13 protein-coding genes are annotated in these 14,650 nt (G+C 73.2%); 9 read left to right on the plus strand and 4 right to left on the minus strand.

Annotated elements, in window-relative coordinates; genetic code table 11:
• The first annotated feature begins 277 nt into the window (after window positions 1-277).
• Complete coding sequence (locus tag AL2_RS34795; RefSeq protein ID WP_067641368.1) at window positions 278-2,635, plus strand: phosphoketolase family protein; 2,358 nt, start codon at window positions 278-280, stop codon at window positions 2,633-2,635.
• A gap of 13 nt (window positions 2,636-2,648) precedes the next feature.
• Complete coding sequence (locus AL2_RS34800; RefSeq protein ID WP_067641370.1) at window positions 2,649-3,707, plus strand: acetate/propionate family kinase; 1,059 nt, start codon at window positions 2,649-2,651, stop codon at window positions 3,705-3,707.
• 25 nt (window positions 3,708-3,732) lie between these two features.
• Here the strand turns inward: AL2_RS34800 and AL2_RS34805 are convergent, their stop codons facing one another.
• Entirely contained in the window at window positions 3,733-4,251 is a 519-nt protein-coding gene (locus AL2_RS34805; protein ID WP_245667121.1) for an Lrp/AsnC family transcriptional regulator, read from the minus strand.
• Between the two features lie 102 nt (window positions 4,252-4,353).
• Here AL2_RS34805 and AL2_RS34810 point away from each other — a divergent pair, with 102 nt between their 5' ends.
• The 4 genes from AL2_RS34810 (at window position 4,354) to AL2_RS34825 (ending at window position 10,362) form a co-directional block, all read left to right on the plus strand.
• Window positions 4,354-7,833 (plus strand): indolepyruvate ferredoxin oxidoreductase family protein, encoded by a 3,480-nt coding sequence (locus AL2_RS34810; RefSeq protein WP_067641371.1) that lies wholly within the window; start codon window positions 4,354-4,356, stop codon window positions 7,831-7,833.
• A gap of 147 nt (window positions 7,834-7,980) precedes the next feature.
• Complete coding sequence (locus tag AL2_RS34815; protein WP_067641373.1) at window positions 7,981-9,213, plus strand: protein kinase domain-containing protein; 1,233 nt, start codon at window positions 7,981-7,983, stop codon at window positions 9,211-9,213.
• A complete protein-coding gene (locus tag AL2_RS34820) occupies window positions 9,210-9,785 on the plus strand; it encodes a hypothetical protein (protein ID WP_067641375.1) in 576 nt (191 codons plus the stop codon). Before AL2_RS34815 ends, AL2_RS34820 begins: the two co-directional genes overlap by 4 nt.
• Before the next feature lie 130 nt (window positions 9,786-9,915).
• Complete coding sequence (locus AL2_RS34825) at window positions 9,916-10,362, plus strand: MarR family winged helix-turn-helix transcriptional regulator (protein WP_210748480.1); 447 nt, start codon at window positions 9,916-9,918, stop codon at window positions 10,360-10,362.
• Here the strand turns inward: AL2_RS34825 and AL2_RS34830 are convergent.
• Together AL2_RS34830 and AL2_RS34835 are read right to left on the minus strand one after the other, a co-directional pair.
• On the minus strand, window positions 10,359-10,592 hold the full coding sequence (locus AL2_RS34830; RefSeq protein WP_067641379.1) for a DUF3040 domain-containing protein: 234 nt from the start codon (window positions 10,590-10,592) through the stop codon (window positions 10,359-10,361). The genes AL2_RS34825 and AL2_RS34830 overlap by 4 nt on opposite strands.
• Before the next feature lie 112 nt (window positions 10,593-10,704).
• Complete coding sequence (locus tag AL2_RS34835; RefSeq protein ID WP_083947227.1) at window positions 10,705-11,403, minus strand: helix-turn-helix transcriptional regulator; 699 nt, start codon at window positions 11,401-11,403, stop codon at window positions 10,705-10,707.
• Window positions 11,404-11,537: 134 nt separating this feature from the next.
• Between AL2_RS34835 and AL2_RS34840 the strand changes: the two genes are divergently transcribed.
• On the plus strand, window positions 11,538-12,080 hold the full coding sequence (locus tag AL2_RS34840; protein ID WP_067641381.1) for a DUF2231 domain-containing protein: 543 nt from the start codon (window positions 11,538-11,540) through the stop codon (window positions 12,078-12,080).
• Window positions 12,077-12,505 (plus strand): hypothetical protein, encoded by a 429-nt coding sequence (locus tag AL2_RS34845; RefSeq protein WP_067641383.1) that lies wholly within the window; start codon window positions 12,077-12,079, stop codon window positions 12,503-12,505. Before AL2_RS34840 ends, AL2_RS34845 begins: the two co-directional genes overlap by 4 nt.
• Window positions 12,506-12,632: 127 nt before the next feature.
• On the opposite strand, the gene AL2_RS34850 is transcribed toward AL2_RS34845, so the two are convergent.
• Entirely contained in the window at window positions 12,633-14,054 is a 1,422-nt protein-coding gene (locus AL2_RS34850; RefSeq protein ID WP_067641385.1) for an MFS transporter, read from the minus strand.
• Window positions 14,055-14,120: 66 nt separating this feature from the next.
• Here AL2_RS34850 and AL2_RS34855 point away from each other — a divergent pair, with 66 nt between their 5' ends.
• Complete coding sequence (locus tag AL2_RS34855; RefSeq protein ID WP_210748481.1) at window positions 14,121-14,615, plus strand: winged helix-turn-helix transcriptional regulator; 495 nt, start codon at window positions 14,121-14,123, stop codon at window positions 14,613-14,615.
• Window positions 14,616-14,650: the final 35 nt, after the last annotated feature.

Raw genomic sequence — 14,650 nt, forward strand, 5'->3', positions numbered from 1 at the left:
GACGCTCCCACCGGTTCGCTGGGGGGCGAGGCGGAGCCCGCACCGGGAACCGCCTCTGTAACCGGTGACGTCCACCCTGCCGACACGGCGCCTCCGGTGCCCTGTCAACACGGCACCTCCGGTGCCGGGCATCTCGGCGCCCGGCACCGGAGCCGCCGGGGACTTTCGGCCCTTGGTGCGGCATCCCTTGCGTGATGGGCTCTCCGTGACGGTTGATCACGCCGGAGGCGGGGACGTGGTCCCTGCGAGGCGGGACCGACACCGGAGGGGATCCACGATGGCCGAGTCCGTGATGTCCAACGACGAGGTACGGGCGATCGACGCGTACTGGAGAGCCGCCAACTACCTGTCCGTGGGGCAGATCTACCTGCTCGCGAACCCGCTGCTCCGCGAGCCGCTCGGGCGCGGGCACATCAAGCCGCGGCTGCTCGGGCACTGGGGCACCTCGCCCGGCCTGAACTTCTGCTACGCGCACCTCAACCGGGCGATCAAAGCGCGCGATCTCGACATGATCTACATCATGGGGCCGGGGCACGGCGGTCCATCGGCGGTCGCGAACGCGTGGCTGGAGGGCACCTACAGCGAGGTGTACCCGCACGTGTCGCGGGACGCCGCGGGCATGGGCCGGCTGTTCCGCCAGTTCTCGTTCCCGGGCGGCATCCCGTCCCACGTGGCGCCGGAGACGCCGGGTTCCATCCACGAGGGCGGCGAGCTGGGGTACTCGCTCGCGCACGCGTTCGGGGCCGCGTTCGACAACCCCGGCCTGGTCGTCGCCTGCATCGTCGGGGACGGCGAGGCGGAGACCGGGCCGCTCGCGGCGAGCTGGCACTCGAACAAGTTCCTCGACCCGGTGAAGGACGGCGCGGTCCTGCCGATCCTGCACCTCAACGGCTACAAGATCGCGAACCCGACGGTGCTGGCGCGGATCCCGGAGGAGGAGCTCGTCCAACTGCTCGACGGCTACGGGTACCGGCCGTTCCTGGTGAGCGGGGACGAGCCCGCGTCCATGCACCGGAAGATGGCCGCCGCGCTCGACCAGGCGCTCGACGAGATCGCCGGCATCCAGCGCGACGCCCGCGCGGGGCGCACGTCCGAGCGGCGCCGCTGGCCCATGATCGTCCTGCGGTCCCCCAAGGGGTGGACGGGCCCGAAGGAGGTCGACGGGCTGCCGGTCGAGAACACGTGGCGCTCCCACCAGGTGCCGCTCTCGGGCGTGTGCGACAACCCCGCGCATCTGGCGCAGCTCGAGGAGTGGCTGCGCTCCTACCGCCCGGACGAGCTGTTCGACGAGGACGGGCGCCCCGCCGAGGCGCTGCTGGCCCTCGCCCCCGAGGGCGAGCGGCGGATGAGCGCCAACCCGCACGCCAACGGCGGCCTGCTGCTGAAGCCGCTCGCCCTGCCCGACTTCCGGGACTACGCCGTGCCCGTCGACAAACCGGGCACGACGTTCACCGAACCCACCCGGACGCTGGGCTCCTTCCTGCGCGACGTCGTGAAGGACAACCCGTCCAACTTCCGCATCATGGGGGCGGACGAGACCGCGTCCAACCGGCTCGGAGACGTGTTCCAGGTCACCGACCGCGTCTTCGAGGGCGAGATCCTCCCGACCGACGAGCACCAGGCGACGTCCGGCCAGGTCATGGAGGTGCTGAGCGAGCACCTGTGCCAGGGCTGGCTGGAGGGCTACCTCCTCACCGGGCGGCACGGCCTGTTCAACAGCTACGAGGCGTTCGTCCACATCGTCGACGCCATGTTCAACCAGCACGCGAAATGGCTGAAGGTGACCCGGCACCTGCCGTGGCGGCGGCCCATCGCCTCGCTGAACTACCTGCTGTCGTCGCACGTGTGGCGGCAGGACCACAACGGCTTCACCCACCAGGACCCCGGCTTCCTCGACGTCGTCCTGAACAAGAAGCCGGAGATCGTCCGGGTGTACCTGCCGCCGGACGCGAACACGCTGCTGTCGGTCGGCGACCATGCGCTGCGGTCCCGCGACTACGTCAACGTGATCGTCGCCGGGAAGCAGCCCGCGCTGAACTGGCTGCCGATGGACGCCGCGATCGCGCACTGCACGCGCGGCATCGGCATCTGGGAATGGGCGTCCACCGACGGCGGCGAGGACCCCGACGTCGTGATGGCCTGCGCGGGCGACATCCCCACCCTGGAGACGCTCGCCGCCGTCGACATGCTCCGGCGGCTCTTCCCGGAACTGCGCGTCCGGGTCGTGAACGTCGTGGACCTGATGCGGCTGCAGCCGTCCTCCGAGCACCCCCACGGCCTGCCGGACCGCGAGTACGACGCCCTGTTCACCACCGACAAGCCCGTCATCTTCGCGTTCCACGGCTACCCGTACCTCATCCACCGGCTCACCTACCGCCGCACCGGGCACGCGCACCTGCACGTCCGCGGCTACAAGGAGGAGGGGACGACCACCACGCCGTTCGACATGGTCATGCTGAACGACCTGGACCGCTACCACCTGGTGATGGACGTCATCGACCGCGTCCCGTCCCTCGGCGGCCGCGTCGCCCACGTCCGGCAGCGGATGGCCGACCAGCGCCTCGCGATGCGCGCCTACACGCGCGATCACGGCGAGGACTCACCGGAGATAAGCGACTGGACCTGGCCGTACTGAGAGGGGCGTACTGATGCGCGTCCTCACGGTCAACCCGGGGTCGAGCAGCCTGAAGGTGAGCCTGCTCGACCCCGGCGACACGCTCCTCGCGGAGGAGTCCGGCGCGGGCCACGAAATGACCGGCCTGGTCGCGGACATGCCGCGACCGGACGCGATCGGTCTCCGCTTCGTCCACGGCGGCACCGACTACACCTCGCCCGTCCGCATCGACGCCGCGGTCACCGAGCGCCTGCGCGAACTCGCCGACCTGGCCCCGCTGCACCAGCCCGCCTCGCTGCACGCCCTCGCGGAGATCACTTCGGCGCTCCCCGGCGTCCCGGCCGTGGCCTGCTTCGACACCGCGTTCCACGCGACGCTGCCCCCGGCCGCCGCGACCTACGCGCTCCCGGCGGAGTGGCGCGAACGGTTCGGCCTGCGCCGCTACGGCTTCCACGGCCTCTCCTTCTCCTACGCCGCCCGCCGCACGCGCGAGGTGCTCGGCACGGACCCGGCCCGGACGGTCATCTGCCACCTCGGCGCCGGCGCGTCCCTCTGCGCCGTCGCCGACGGCCGCTCCGTCGACACGACGATGGGCTTCACCCCGCTCGAAGGGCTGGTCATGGCGTCCCGGGCGGGCAGCATCGACCCCGGCATCCCGCTGTGGCTGATCACGCACGGCCTCGACCCCGCCGGCGTCAACCGGGCCCTGGAACGCGACTCCGGCCTGCGCGGCCTCACCGGCACCGGCGACATGCGCCGCATCCGCGAGCTGGCCGCGGACCGCGACGTGAACGCCCTCGCCGCCCTCGACGTCTACCACCACCGCCTCCGCGCCTGCGCCGCCGCGATGACCGCGTCCCTCGGCGGCCTGGACGCCCTGGTGTTCACGGGCGGCGTCGGCGAACACGACCCGTCCGTCCGCATGCGCCTGGCCGGGGACCTCGGCTACCTGGGCGTCTCCGTCGACCCCGGCCGCAACGAGGCGGCCTGTGGCGACACCGACATCACCGCACCGGGCGCCTCCGTCCGCACCCTGGTGATCGAGGCCCGGGAGGACCTGGAGATCGCCGCCGGCGTCCGCGCCTCCCTCTGACGGGCGACTTCCTCGGTGCGCACGATCATTCCTGGGGGCCGCTCGCGTCCCGCCTTCCCTCCTTGGCCTTGCGGGCGCGTTTCTCCTCGTCCTCCAGGAGCGGGCCTATGCGGAAGGGGACCTGGTGGGTCAGGACGATCGACGTCGTGCTGCGGCGGACGCCGGGGCAGGCGAGGATCGAGTCGATGACCTCGTGCAGCTGCTTGCCGTTCGGGGCGACGGCGCGGACGAGGAGGTCGCCCTGGCCGGTGATGCCGAGGACCTCCAGGACGCGCGGGATCGCGGACAGCGCCACGGCGGCCTCGCGCAGGCGCCCCTGGGCGACTTCCAGCGTGACGAACGCGGTCAGCTCGAAGCCGATCGCGCCGAGGTCGACCTCCCGGCCGCGGTGCCCGATGACGCCCTCGCGTTCGAGCCTCTCCACGCGCGCGTGCGCGGTGTTGCGGGCGATGCCGAGCTTGGCGGCCAGCTCGGTGATGCCGACGCGGGGCTGCTCCACGAGGCGGCGCAGGATCTGCAGGTCGAGAAGAGTGGTGCGCGTCACAATGCTCAGCTCCGATGAGTGACTCCGGTCCGATTTGAGCAATCTGCTCAAGTATCTCCCCGCCATCTTGCACACCGCTCAGGAACTGGGCTCAATGCAAGCATGAGCACTACCGTTTCCTCCTCTCCGCTCCGCGACCGGCTGGAGCTGGAACGCGGCCGGATCGCGATCGGCGGGGTCCACGCGCTCGTCCGGCTGCTGCTCGACCAGCGGCGGGCGGACGCCCGGCGCGGCTGGACGACCGCCGGGTTCGTGTCCGGCTACCGGGGGTCGCCGCTCGGCGGGCTCGACCAGCAGCTGATGCGGGACGCGGAGCTGCTGGAGGGCAGCGGCATCCGGTTCGTCCCCGGCGTGAACGAGGAGCTGGCGGCGACGGCGGTCTACGGGTCGCAGCTCGCCGAGCACCTGCCGGGGCCGCGGTACGAGGGCGTCTTCGGGCTCTGGTACGGCAAGGCGCCCGGCGTCGACCGGTCGCTGGACGCGTTCAAGCACGCGAACTGGCTCGGCACGTCCGAGCGGGGCGGGGTGCTCGCGGTGGTGGGCGACGACCCGTCCGCGAAGTCGTCCACGCTGCCGTCGGCGACGGAGGGCGCGCTCGCCGAGGCGTTCATGCCGGTGCTCGTGCCCGCGTCGGTGGGCGACGTGCTCCGGCTCGGCCGGCACGGGTTCGAGATGTCGCGGTTCAGCGGAGCCTGGACGGGCTTCAAGATCGTGACCGATGTCGCCGACTCGCACGAGACCGTGGCCGCGGAGCCGGTGCCCGACCCGGTGCTGCCCGAGTTCGCGTGGCGCGGACGCCCGTGGAAGCCGACGCGCAAGCCCGGTGTCGACCTGAAGGGCACGACGTCCATCGAGGCCGAGGTCCTGCAGGGCCGGCTGCAGGCCGCGACGGCCTACGCGGCGGCGAACGGGCTCGACCGGATCGAGGGCGCGAAGGACGCGGCCCTCGGTCTCGTCGCGGCGGGCCGCACCTACCTTGAGCTGCGCGAGGCCCTCGACCGGCTCGGGCTGGACGACGACGCGCTCGCGCGGCGCGGGGTCAGGCTGCTGCGCCTCGCGCTGATCCATCCGCTGGACGCGGACCGGGTGCGCGAGTTCGCGGCCGGGCTCCGCGAGATCGTCGTGGTCGAGGAGAAGCGCGCGTTCATCGAGACGCAGATCCGGGACGTGCTCTACGACCAGGCCGAACGTCCGGCCGTGTACGGGAAGTACGGGCCGGACGGCGCCGGGCTCGTCCCGGCCGACGGGGGCCTGGACGCCGACCGCGTCACCAAGGCGCTCGCCCGGCTCCTCGCCGACCAGGTCGGCGAGGAGCACGTCGACCTGCGCGACCCCGTGCTGCGCCCGCGCAAACCCAAGATCAACCTGCTGGGCCCCGCGCGCACCCCGTACTTCTGCTCCGGCTGCCCGCACAACCGGTCGACGGTCGTCCCGGACGGGTCGATCGCGGCGAGCGGCATCGGCTGCCACGTGATGACGGTGTTCCAGGACCGCAGCATCGGCACGACGCAGATGGGCGGCGAGGGCGCGATGTGGGTCGGCGCGGCGCCGTTCAGCGAGACCCGGCACATGTTCCAGAACCTCGGCGACGGGACGTTCTTCCACTCGGGCAGCCTCGCCGTCCGGCAGGCCGTCGCCGCCGGCACCGACATCACGTTCAAGCTCCTCTACAACGCGGCCGTCGCGATGACCGGCGGGCAGGACGCCGACGGCGGCTCCGACCCGGCCGCGATCACCCGGATGCTGCACGCCGAGGGCGTCGCGAAGATCACCGTGGTGGCGGACGACCCGTCCCGCTACCCGCGCGGGACGGACTGGGCCCCGGGCGTCCGCGTCCGGCACCGCGACGACCTCGACGCCGTCCAGCGGGAGCTGCGCGACATCCCCGGCGTGACCGTGCTGCTCTACGACCAGGCGTGCGCGGCCGAGACGCGGCGCAAGCGCAAGCGCGGCCTCGCGCCCGACCCGCGCACCCGCGTGCTGATCAACGAGGCGGTCTGCGAGGGCTGCGGCGACTGCGGCGTGAAGTCGAACTGCCTCAGCGTCGAGCCCGTCGAGACCGAGTTCGGACGCAAGACGCAGATCAACCAGACGTCCTGCAACAAGGACTACTCGTGTGTGGACGGCGACTGCCCCTCGTTCCTCACCGTGACCCCGGGCGAGAAGAAGGCGCGGCCCGCGCTGCCGGAGATCGGTGAGCTGGAGGAGCCCGAGACGCGTCCCGAGTCGGCGGACGTCCTGCTCGTCGGCATCGGCGGCACGGGCGTCGTGACCGTCAACCAGGTCCTCGCCACCGCCGCGCTCATCGACGGCCGGCACGCCCGCGCGCTCGACCAGACCGGGCTGAGCCAGAAGGCCGGCGCGGTCGTGTCGCACCTGCGGATCGGGGACGCCGACCGGGACCGCCCCGGCATGGTCGGCGCGGGCGGCGCCGACGCCTACCTGGTGTTCGACGCGCTCGCCGGGACGTCCGAGACGAACCTGCGGCGCTGCGCCCCCGGCCGGACCGCCGCGGTCGTGTCGACCAGCGAGGTCCCCACCGGGCGGATGATCACCGACCCGGCGGCGTCGCTGCCGCCGAGCGCGTCGCTCGTCCGGCAGATCGCCGACCGGACGCGGGCCGGGAGCCTGGTCGCGCTGGACGCCCTCGCGCTCGCCGAACGCTGGTTCGGGAGCACGACCACGGCCAACTTCGTCGTGGTCGGCGCCGCCTACCAGGCGGGGCTGCTGCCGCTGTCGGCGAAGGCGGTCGAGGAGGCGCTCGCGCTGAACGGCGTCCAGGTGGCGGCGAACGTCCAGGCGTTCCGGGCGGGGCGGCGGCTCGTCCTCGAACCGGAGTGGGCGGCCGGGCCGGCCCCGGCGGCGGCGGCCGCGCCGCGGCCGCTGGACGTGACCGCGCCCGCCGCGACGAGCCTGGTCGAGGCGGCCGGCGCGGACGGCGAGCTGGCCCGCGTGCTGCGGATCCGCGTCCCCGACCTCGCCGCCTACCAGGACCTCGCGCTCGCCGAGCGCTACCTGGACGCGGTCATGCGCGTCGCCCGCGCCGAGCGGGAGACGGGTGCGGACGGGCAGCGGCTCGCGGTCGCCGTCGCGCGCAACCTCCACAAGCTGATGGCCTACAAGGACGAGTACGAGGTCGCCCGCCTCCACCTCGACCCCGAGCTCACCCGGCGCGTCGAGGAGCAGTTCGGGCCGGGCTCCACCGTCCGGTACATGCTGCACCCGCCGCTGCTGCGGGCGATCGGGGTCGGCAAGAAGATCGCGCTCGGCCGGACGGCCCGCCCGGCGTTCCACGCGCTGCGCGCCATGCGGCGGCTGCGCGGCACCCCGTTCGACCCGTTCGGCGCGACCGCGCAGCGCCGCGCCGAGCGCCGCCTCGCCGCCGGCTACGTCGCCGTCGTGAACGAGCTCGCCGCCGGGCTGGACACGGGCCGGCACGACCTCGCCGTGCGGATCGCGGAGCTGCCGGACGTGATCCGCGGCTACGAGGACGTGAAGACCGCGAACATCGCCCGCTACGAGGAGAGCCTGCGCGAGCTGCTCGCCGAGTGGCGCGCCGGGCGGTCCGCGAGCCGGGTCTGACGATCAGGTGATCGCGCGGGCCGGCCGCCGATCGAACCCGGCGCGCCGGGCCGCGCGTACCTCCTGACGCGCCGGGGACCACGCCCGGCATCGGACCACAACGCCGGCATCAGAGTGCGATGAGGGTGACGTCCAGTGGAATCGGGCTTGCGGCTGACAGAGCGCTACCGGCTCGTGGAGCGCCTGGACGACGGCGGGACGATGGAGGTGTGGCGCGCCCGGGACGAACTGCTCGACCGTCCCGTCGCGGTCAAGCTGCTGGCGCCCGCGCGCGCCGGCCTGAACCCCGCCTTCCAAGAGGGCGTCAACCGCGCCGCCGGGCTGTCCCACCCGGCGCTGGAGACGATCTTCGACAGCGACCAGACCCGGGACGCGTCCGGGCGGCTCGCGTCGTACCTGGTGACCGAGTTCCTGGACGGCACGACCCTCGCGGACCGGCTCCGCCGCGGCCCGCTCACCGCCTACGAGACCGCGGACGTGTGCGGCCGGGTCGCCGCCGCGCTGGCCACCGCCCACGCGGCCGGTGTGGCGCACGGCGACCTGAGACCCGGCAAGGTCGTGCTGCTCCGCGACGAGGTCAAGCTGGTCGACACCGGCATCGGCGGGGTCGTCCGCAGCGCCCGCGGGCCCGCCGCCTGCCGGACCGACGTCGCCCAGGTGCCCGGCGGCGAGAGCGAGGCGGCCGACATCCGCGCGCTCGGCGCGCTCATCTCCGCCTGCGTCGCCCCCGGAGCGTCCGAGGACCTTCCGGTGCTCGTCGCCCGCTGCCTGAGCCAGGAGCCGCCGTCCGCCCGGCAGATCGCCGACCTGTTGGGCCGCGAGGACGACCCGCCGGAACAGGTCTTCGCGGCGCGCCCCGCCGCGGCGGGTCCCGCCCCGTCCCAGCGGACGAGGACGCTGCGACCGCCGCCGCCGGTGCGCCGGCACCGCACCCGCCCCACCCGCCTCGCGGTGGCCGCGCTCTGCGTCGCGGTCCCGGTCACGGCCGCCGCCGCGATCCTCGTCTCGTCGCCGCGCGCCCCCGTCACCGTCCCGCCGCCCGGCCGCGCCGAGTCCGGCCCGGCCCCGTCCCGGACGGCGGCGCCGGACACGCGGCCCGCCACCGGGCCGGCCGGGACGCGGGTGAGGGGCGCGCTCGGCCGGCTGCGCCCGATCGTCAGCCGCGGCTACGCCTCCGGCGAGATCCGCTCCGACGTCGCCATCGACCTCAACAACGTGATCACCAACCTGGAGAACGACCTCACCGCCGACCGGAACGTGGACGTCGGACGCCGGGTCGCCCTCCTGCACGACAAGATCGACACACGGCGGCGGGAGCGCGCGCTCACTCCCGGTCTCGCGGACGAGCTCAACGGCGTCCTCGCGACGATCCAGGCATGACCGGCGAACGGGCACCCGGGCGGTGGCGGCGCGAGGAACTCCGCCACTCCCGGCCGGGCTTCCGGATCCCGTGGCTCGCGCTCGCGGGCGTCGCCGCGACGATCATCGCCGCGACGACGCTCGTCGCCGGGATCGGCGACAGCCTGTCCAGCCGGGACCGCTCCGCCGGCCGCCTCCTCCCGCTGCAGGCGGCGTCCCCGCCCCCGGCGGCCGCCCCGGGTCGGGTCGCGCCGGGTCCGGACACGCCGGCCGCGGAACTACCGCCCGCCGGGGACGCCGAGCCGCCCGAGACCTCCGCCTCGCCGGAGAGCCGCATCCACGCCGCGCTGCTGAGGCTCCGCTCCTCGGTGTACCAGGGCGTCGCGATCGGCGACGTCCGCGACGACGTCGGCCTCGACCTCACCAACGTGATCGAGGGCATGCTCGGCCGGCAGTGGTCGCCCCTCGACCGGCGCCGCGCCGACGTCGCCTACCTCCAGCACAAGATCTCGACCCGCACCCGCGAGGGCGCCATCACCAGCGGCCGCGCCGAGCAGCTCCACCTGATCCTCGACAGGGCGACCGGCGGCTAGGCGCACCCCCTCGGACTGCCTGACTACGTGCGCATCAGCCGCGAGGCGCCGCGGCCATCCGGCCTTCCACCTGCCCGGATACGGCCGGTGAAGTAGCATTCGAGGCATCACAGGACGGACTTTCATGCCCATGGACGAGGTGCGCGTGCAGGAGCTCAGCCAGGAGGAGTTCACCGCTCTGCTCGCGTTCCGCACCGGGCTGCGCGGCTATCTGCGCTGGAGCGAAGTGGCGGCGCGCGCGGCCGGGCTGACGCCGGCCCAGCACCAGCTTCTCCTCGCCGTCAAGGGCCACGACGCCGCGCGCCCGCCCACGGTCGGCGAACTCGCCGAGTACCTGCTGCTGCGCCACCACAGCACGGTCGAGCTGATCAACCGGGCGGAGAACGCGGGCCTGGTCACCCGCGAGCGCGACCCCGCCGACAACCGGGTGATGCGGATCCGGCTGACCACCGCCGCCGACCGCGTCCTGGCCGAGCTGACCCGCGTCCACCTCGCGGAGCTGCGCAGCCTCGCGCCGATCCTGGACCGCCTGAGCGCCGAGCTGAAGGCCCTGGAGAACGAGCCGGAGGGCAGCTAGCCGGCCACCGCGGCGGCGACCGCGCCGAGCATGACGATCGCCGCGATGAGCACCACGGCCAGCAGCCGGCACAGCCGCCGGCTCGGTTCAAGATGCTCCCGGTGCGGCAGCGTCTCCGCGGCCGCCAGCCGGTTGAACATCGCGAACCGGGCCGCGAGCTCACGGTCCTCTCGGCACAGTCCCATCTCGATGAGCGCGAGAACGCGGCTCTCGTGCAACGGCAGGCTCATCGCTCCTCCAGCCCCATCGACGTCGGCTACATCAACGCTCTTTGACTGACTAACCCGGAGAAGCAAGATCTATCGCCCGGATCAATCGCGATCCGGGCCGAACCGGGACAGTTCACTCACCGCGCGGGCCGAACTCCACGCAGCAGTAGCCGGAGTGCGGGGCGAGCTTCGCCTGGACGGTGGACGCTCCGAGACCGTCCACCATGCCGGACAGGAAGGCGTGGTTGACCCCGCACACCAGGCCGGGATCGTCCTCGGCCATCGGATGGAACGGGCAGTTGCGCAGCCGCAGCCGCGCCGGCCCCTCCCGGTCGGGCTCGAAACCGTGCCGCTCCAGGATCTCCGCCGCGCACGTCAGCGCCCGCTCGGTGCCGAGGCGCCCGCCCCGGACGGGACGGCTCTCCGCCGCGCCGAGCGCCCGGCCGCGCTCCCCGGCGGCCCGCAGCGCCGCGTCCTGGGCGCTCTCCCCCGCCTGCTGCCCGCGCACGGCGTCCAGCAGGATGCTCGCGAGCAGCCCGTGCTCGCGCTGCGGGATGCTCACCCGCACGTCGACGCCGGACGGCTCGTACACCTTGGGCGCCCGGCCCACCCGCCGGACGCCGGACGGGCTGGCGTAGCGGGCGCACAGCAGCCCCGCGTCCACCAGCTTGTCGAGGTGGAACGCGGCCAGCTTCCGGGAGATGCCGACGCTCGCCGCCGCCTCGTCCCGGGTCACCGGCGCCTGCGCCGCGCGGATGAACGCGTACATCCGGCGCCGCAGGTCGTCGCTGAGGATCGCGGCGGCCGCCAGCCCGGCGGAGTCCGAAGTCACCCCACCACCCTAACCCTCGATCGGCATAACACCCAAAAATCTCCTCGAAACCCGACAACACCCCCCTCGGAGGCGACAAAGTTGACGCGCGACTGCTATAACGCCAATACTTGTTAGTGAAATAGGAGGTCGTCATGGACGATCCGCACCGGCAGTCGAAACGCCCGGTGAGCATGCTCGCCGGGAGCTACGGCCATCCCCTGCACCCGATCCTCGTGACGGTGCCGATCGGGGCGTGGGTGGCCAGCCTCGTGTTCGACATCGCCTCGCATCTGGTGGGGGACCCGGGCTTCCTGGCCAAGGGCTCGCTGTGGCTCATCGGCCTGGGCGTCGCGGGGGCGCTCGCCGCCGCCGCGACCGGGTTCCTCGACCTGCTCGCCGTCCCGCCGGGGACGCGCGCCTTCCGCACCGCGCTCGTCCACATGTCCCTGAACCTCGCCGTGACGCTGGCCTACGCGGCCGCCTTCGGCTGGCGCTTCCAGGACGTCACCGGCCCGGTCGCCCCAGCCCGCATCGCACTCTCGGTCGCGGCCCTGGCCGCCCTCACCGCGTCCGGGTTCCTGGGCGGAAAGCTCGCCTACCGCTACGGCGTCCGCGTGGCCGACGAGGAGACCCAGGCCGAGGGCTTCACCCGAACCGAATCCCGCACCACCGCCGACCAAGGAGAGACACGTTGAGCGTCGCCGCACTAGTCACCTGGCTGATCACCGCCCTGGGCGGCTTCTACATGCTCGGCACCTGGATCGCACGCGGCGGCGTGCGCGGCGGGACGTCCCGCCTCCCGGTCCCGGTCATCTTCGGCCACTTCCTGCTCGCCGCCGCCGGCCTGGTCGTCTGGATCGTCTACCTGCTGGCCGACACCGCCGCCCTCGCCTGGACGGCCTTCGCCCTCCTGCTGCCGGTGGCCCTGCTCGGCTTCGTGATGCTGTTCCGCTGGCTGGCCGTCATCCGCACCCCGTCCGTCCGCACCGCCGCCGCCCCCGGCTCCGCGCAGGCGGCCGACGCCCCGGAACACGCCTTCCCCATCCCCGTCGTCCTCGGCCACGGCCTCTTCGCCGTAGCGACCCTGCTCCTGGCCCTGCTCAGCGCCCTTCAAGCCTGAAATACAGCAGGCACCTCTGGCCATGAGGTGCCTGCTGTGGTGCGGGCGGTCGGGACGAACCGGGCCTTGCGGTCCGGGTCAAGGCTTCGTCCGATGCCCGGGTTCTGCGGTTGTTCTCAAGGCGGGGTTAGGTGCCGGCGACCACTTCCTTCTCTGGCTCGGGGACGGTGGGGGACGGCCGAAGGCGGCGCGGGGTCATGCCAAGGGCGGCGATCGCTGCGATCACCATGAACCCCGCGACCATCAGCCAGGAGTCGACGTAGGCGGTGTGCGCCTCGGGCCAGCCGTGCGGGGTGCCGAGGGCGGCGACGGCGAGGCTGACGCCGAGGACGGTGCCGATCTGCCGGCTCATGTTCACCACGGCGCTGCCGGTGGCGTAGCGGTGCGGCGGCAGTTCGACGGCGGCGGCCGACAGGATGGTGGGGAGGGCGAGGCCGACGCCCGTCCCGCCGATGAGCCAGCCCGGCAGCAGCTGCGACGCGTAGGCCGGTGCCGGGCCGAGGCTCATCGCGATCATGACGACCCCGAACGCGCACAGCATGCACCCGACGGCGGTGATCAGGCCGACGGGGACCCTGGCCGCGGCCAGGCGTCCGGCGATGAGCGCCATGATGGGGACCATCAGGGGGCCGGGCGCTACGGCGAGCCCGGTCCTGATGGGCGAGTAGTGCCAGACCTGCTGCATCCACAGGACGCCGAGGAGCAGGTTGGCGGCGAACGCGACGGTGAACAGCAGGACCGCGGCGTTGGACCAGAAGAAGGTGCGGACGGCGAGCAGCGCGGGCTCGATGACGGGCGCGGGGTGCCGCAGCGAGCGCAGCCAGAACCAGGCCAGGCCGAGCAGCGCGGCGCCGACGACGACCGTGGTCCGCTCACCCGGCCAGTCGTTGATCTTCACCAGGCCGAGCGCGAGGAGGGCGATGGCGCCGGTCAGCACCGCGGTGCCGGGCAGGTCGGGGACGCGGGCCGTGACGCCTTCGCGGGAGTCGGGGACGAGCCGGAGCACGAGGACCACCGCGGCGATCCCGATGGGGACGTTGACCTCGAACACCCAGCGCCAGGAGACGTCCACGAGGACGCCGCCGATCGCGGGGCCGGCCGCGGCGGCGATCGCCGAGGAGGCGGACCAGATCCGCACCGCGCCGCCGCGCCGCGCCGCCGGGAACGCCGACAGCAGCAGCCCGAGGCTGGTGGGGATGAGGGCGGCGGCGCCGGCGGCCTGCAGGACGCGGAAGCCGACGAGCCACCACAGGTCTGGGGCGGCGGCGCACGCCTGGGACGCGAGGGTGAAGACGGTGAGGCCGATGACGAGGCCGGCCTTGCGGCCGTACCGGTCGGCGAGCCGGCCGAGCGGGACGAGCAGCGCGGCGAACACGATCGCGTAGGCGTTGAGGACCCAGGACAGGTCGGCCATCGGCGTTCCGGCGAAGTCGCGGCCGATGTCGTCGAAGGCCACGTTGACGATGAACAGGTCGAGGCCCGCCATGAAGGAGGCGACGGAGAGCACCGCGAGGACGGGACCGGTGCGTACCTGACTTTGTTTCACCATAGTCAGGGACGCTAGCGCCCGACCTGACTTTGGTCAAGCGAAGTCAGCAGGTTTATAGTGGGTCGCGTGACAATCGCACTTGAGGGGCACTTCGCCGACCGCGACGCCTGGTCGATGCAGAACTGCCCGGTCGCCCGTACCCTGGCCGCGCTCGGCCCGCCGTCGGCGGTGCTGGTGCTCAGCGAGGCGTTCTTCGGGACCAATCGTTTCGGCGACTTCGTGCGCAACCTCGGCATGACCGAATCCGCCGTCACCGCCCGCCTGCGCCACCTCGTCAAGGCGGGGCTGCTCACCCGGGAGCCGTACCAGGAGCCCGGTCAGCGCACGCGCTACGAGTACCACCTGACCAAGATGGGCCTGGACCTCGCGCCCACCCTCGTCAGCCTCATGGAATGGGGCGAGACCTATCTGCCGCACGAGGAGGGGCGCCAGGTCATGCTGACGCACGCCCGCTGCGGCGAACGCGTGACGGCGCAGGTCAGATGCGCGGAAGGCCACGACGTCGGGGTGGACGAGATCATCATGCGTCCCCCCCGACCCGAGGAGGCGGACGAGATCTAGCCGGCCCGCCGCAAGGAACTCCCGCCGGCCGGCTC

Source organism: Actinomadura latina NBRC 106108, from assembly GCF_001552195.1.
Classification (GTDB): Bacteria; Actinomycetota; Actinomycetes; order Streptosporangiales; family Streptosporangiaceae; genus Spirillospora; species Spirillospora latina.

What these genes read in the sequence shown, in the direction of transcription:
- AL2_RS34795 (WP_067641368.1), top strand. Translation starts at nt 278, where the DNA reads ATGGCCGAGTCCGTGATGTCCAACGACGAGGTACGGGCGATCGACGCG.
- AL2_RS34800 (WP_067641370.1), top strand. Translation starts at nt 2,649, where the DNA reads ATGCGCGTCCTCACGGTCAACCCGGGGTCGAGCAGCCTGAAGGTGAGC.
- AL2_RS34810 (WP_067641371.1), top strand. Translation starts at nt 4,354, where the DNA reads ATGAGCACTACCGTTTCCTCCTCTCCGCTCCGCGACCGGCTGGAGCTG.
- AL2_RS34820 (WP_067641375.1), top strand. Translation starts at nt 9,210, where the DNA reads ATGACCGGCGAACGGGCACCCGGGCGGTGGCGGCGCGAGGAACTCCGC.
- AL2_RS34825 (WP_210748480.1), top strand. Translation starts at nt 9,916, where the DNA reads ATGGACGAGGTGCGCGTGCAGGAGCTCAGCCAGGAGGAGTTCACCGCT.
- AL2_RS34830 (WP_067641379.1), bottom strand. Translation starts at nt 10,592, where the DNA reads ATGAGCCTGCCGTTGCACGAGAGCCGCGTTCTCGCGCTCATCGAGATG.
- AL2_RS34840 (WP_067641381.1), top strand. Translation starts at nt 11,538, where the DNA reads ATGGACGATCCGCACCGGCAGTCGAAACGCCCGGTGAGCATGCTCGCC.
- AL2_RS34850 (WP_067641385.1), bottom strand. Translation starts at nt 14,054, where the DNA reads ATGGTGAAACAAAGTCAGGTACGCACCGGTCCCGTCCTCGCGGTGCTC.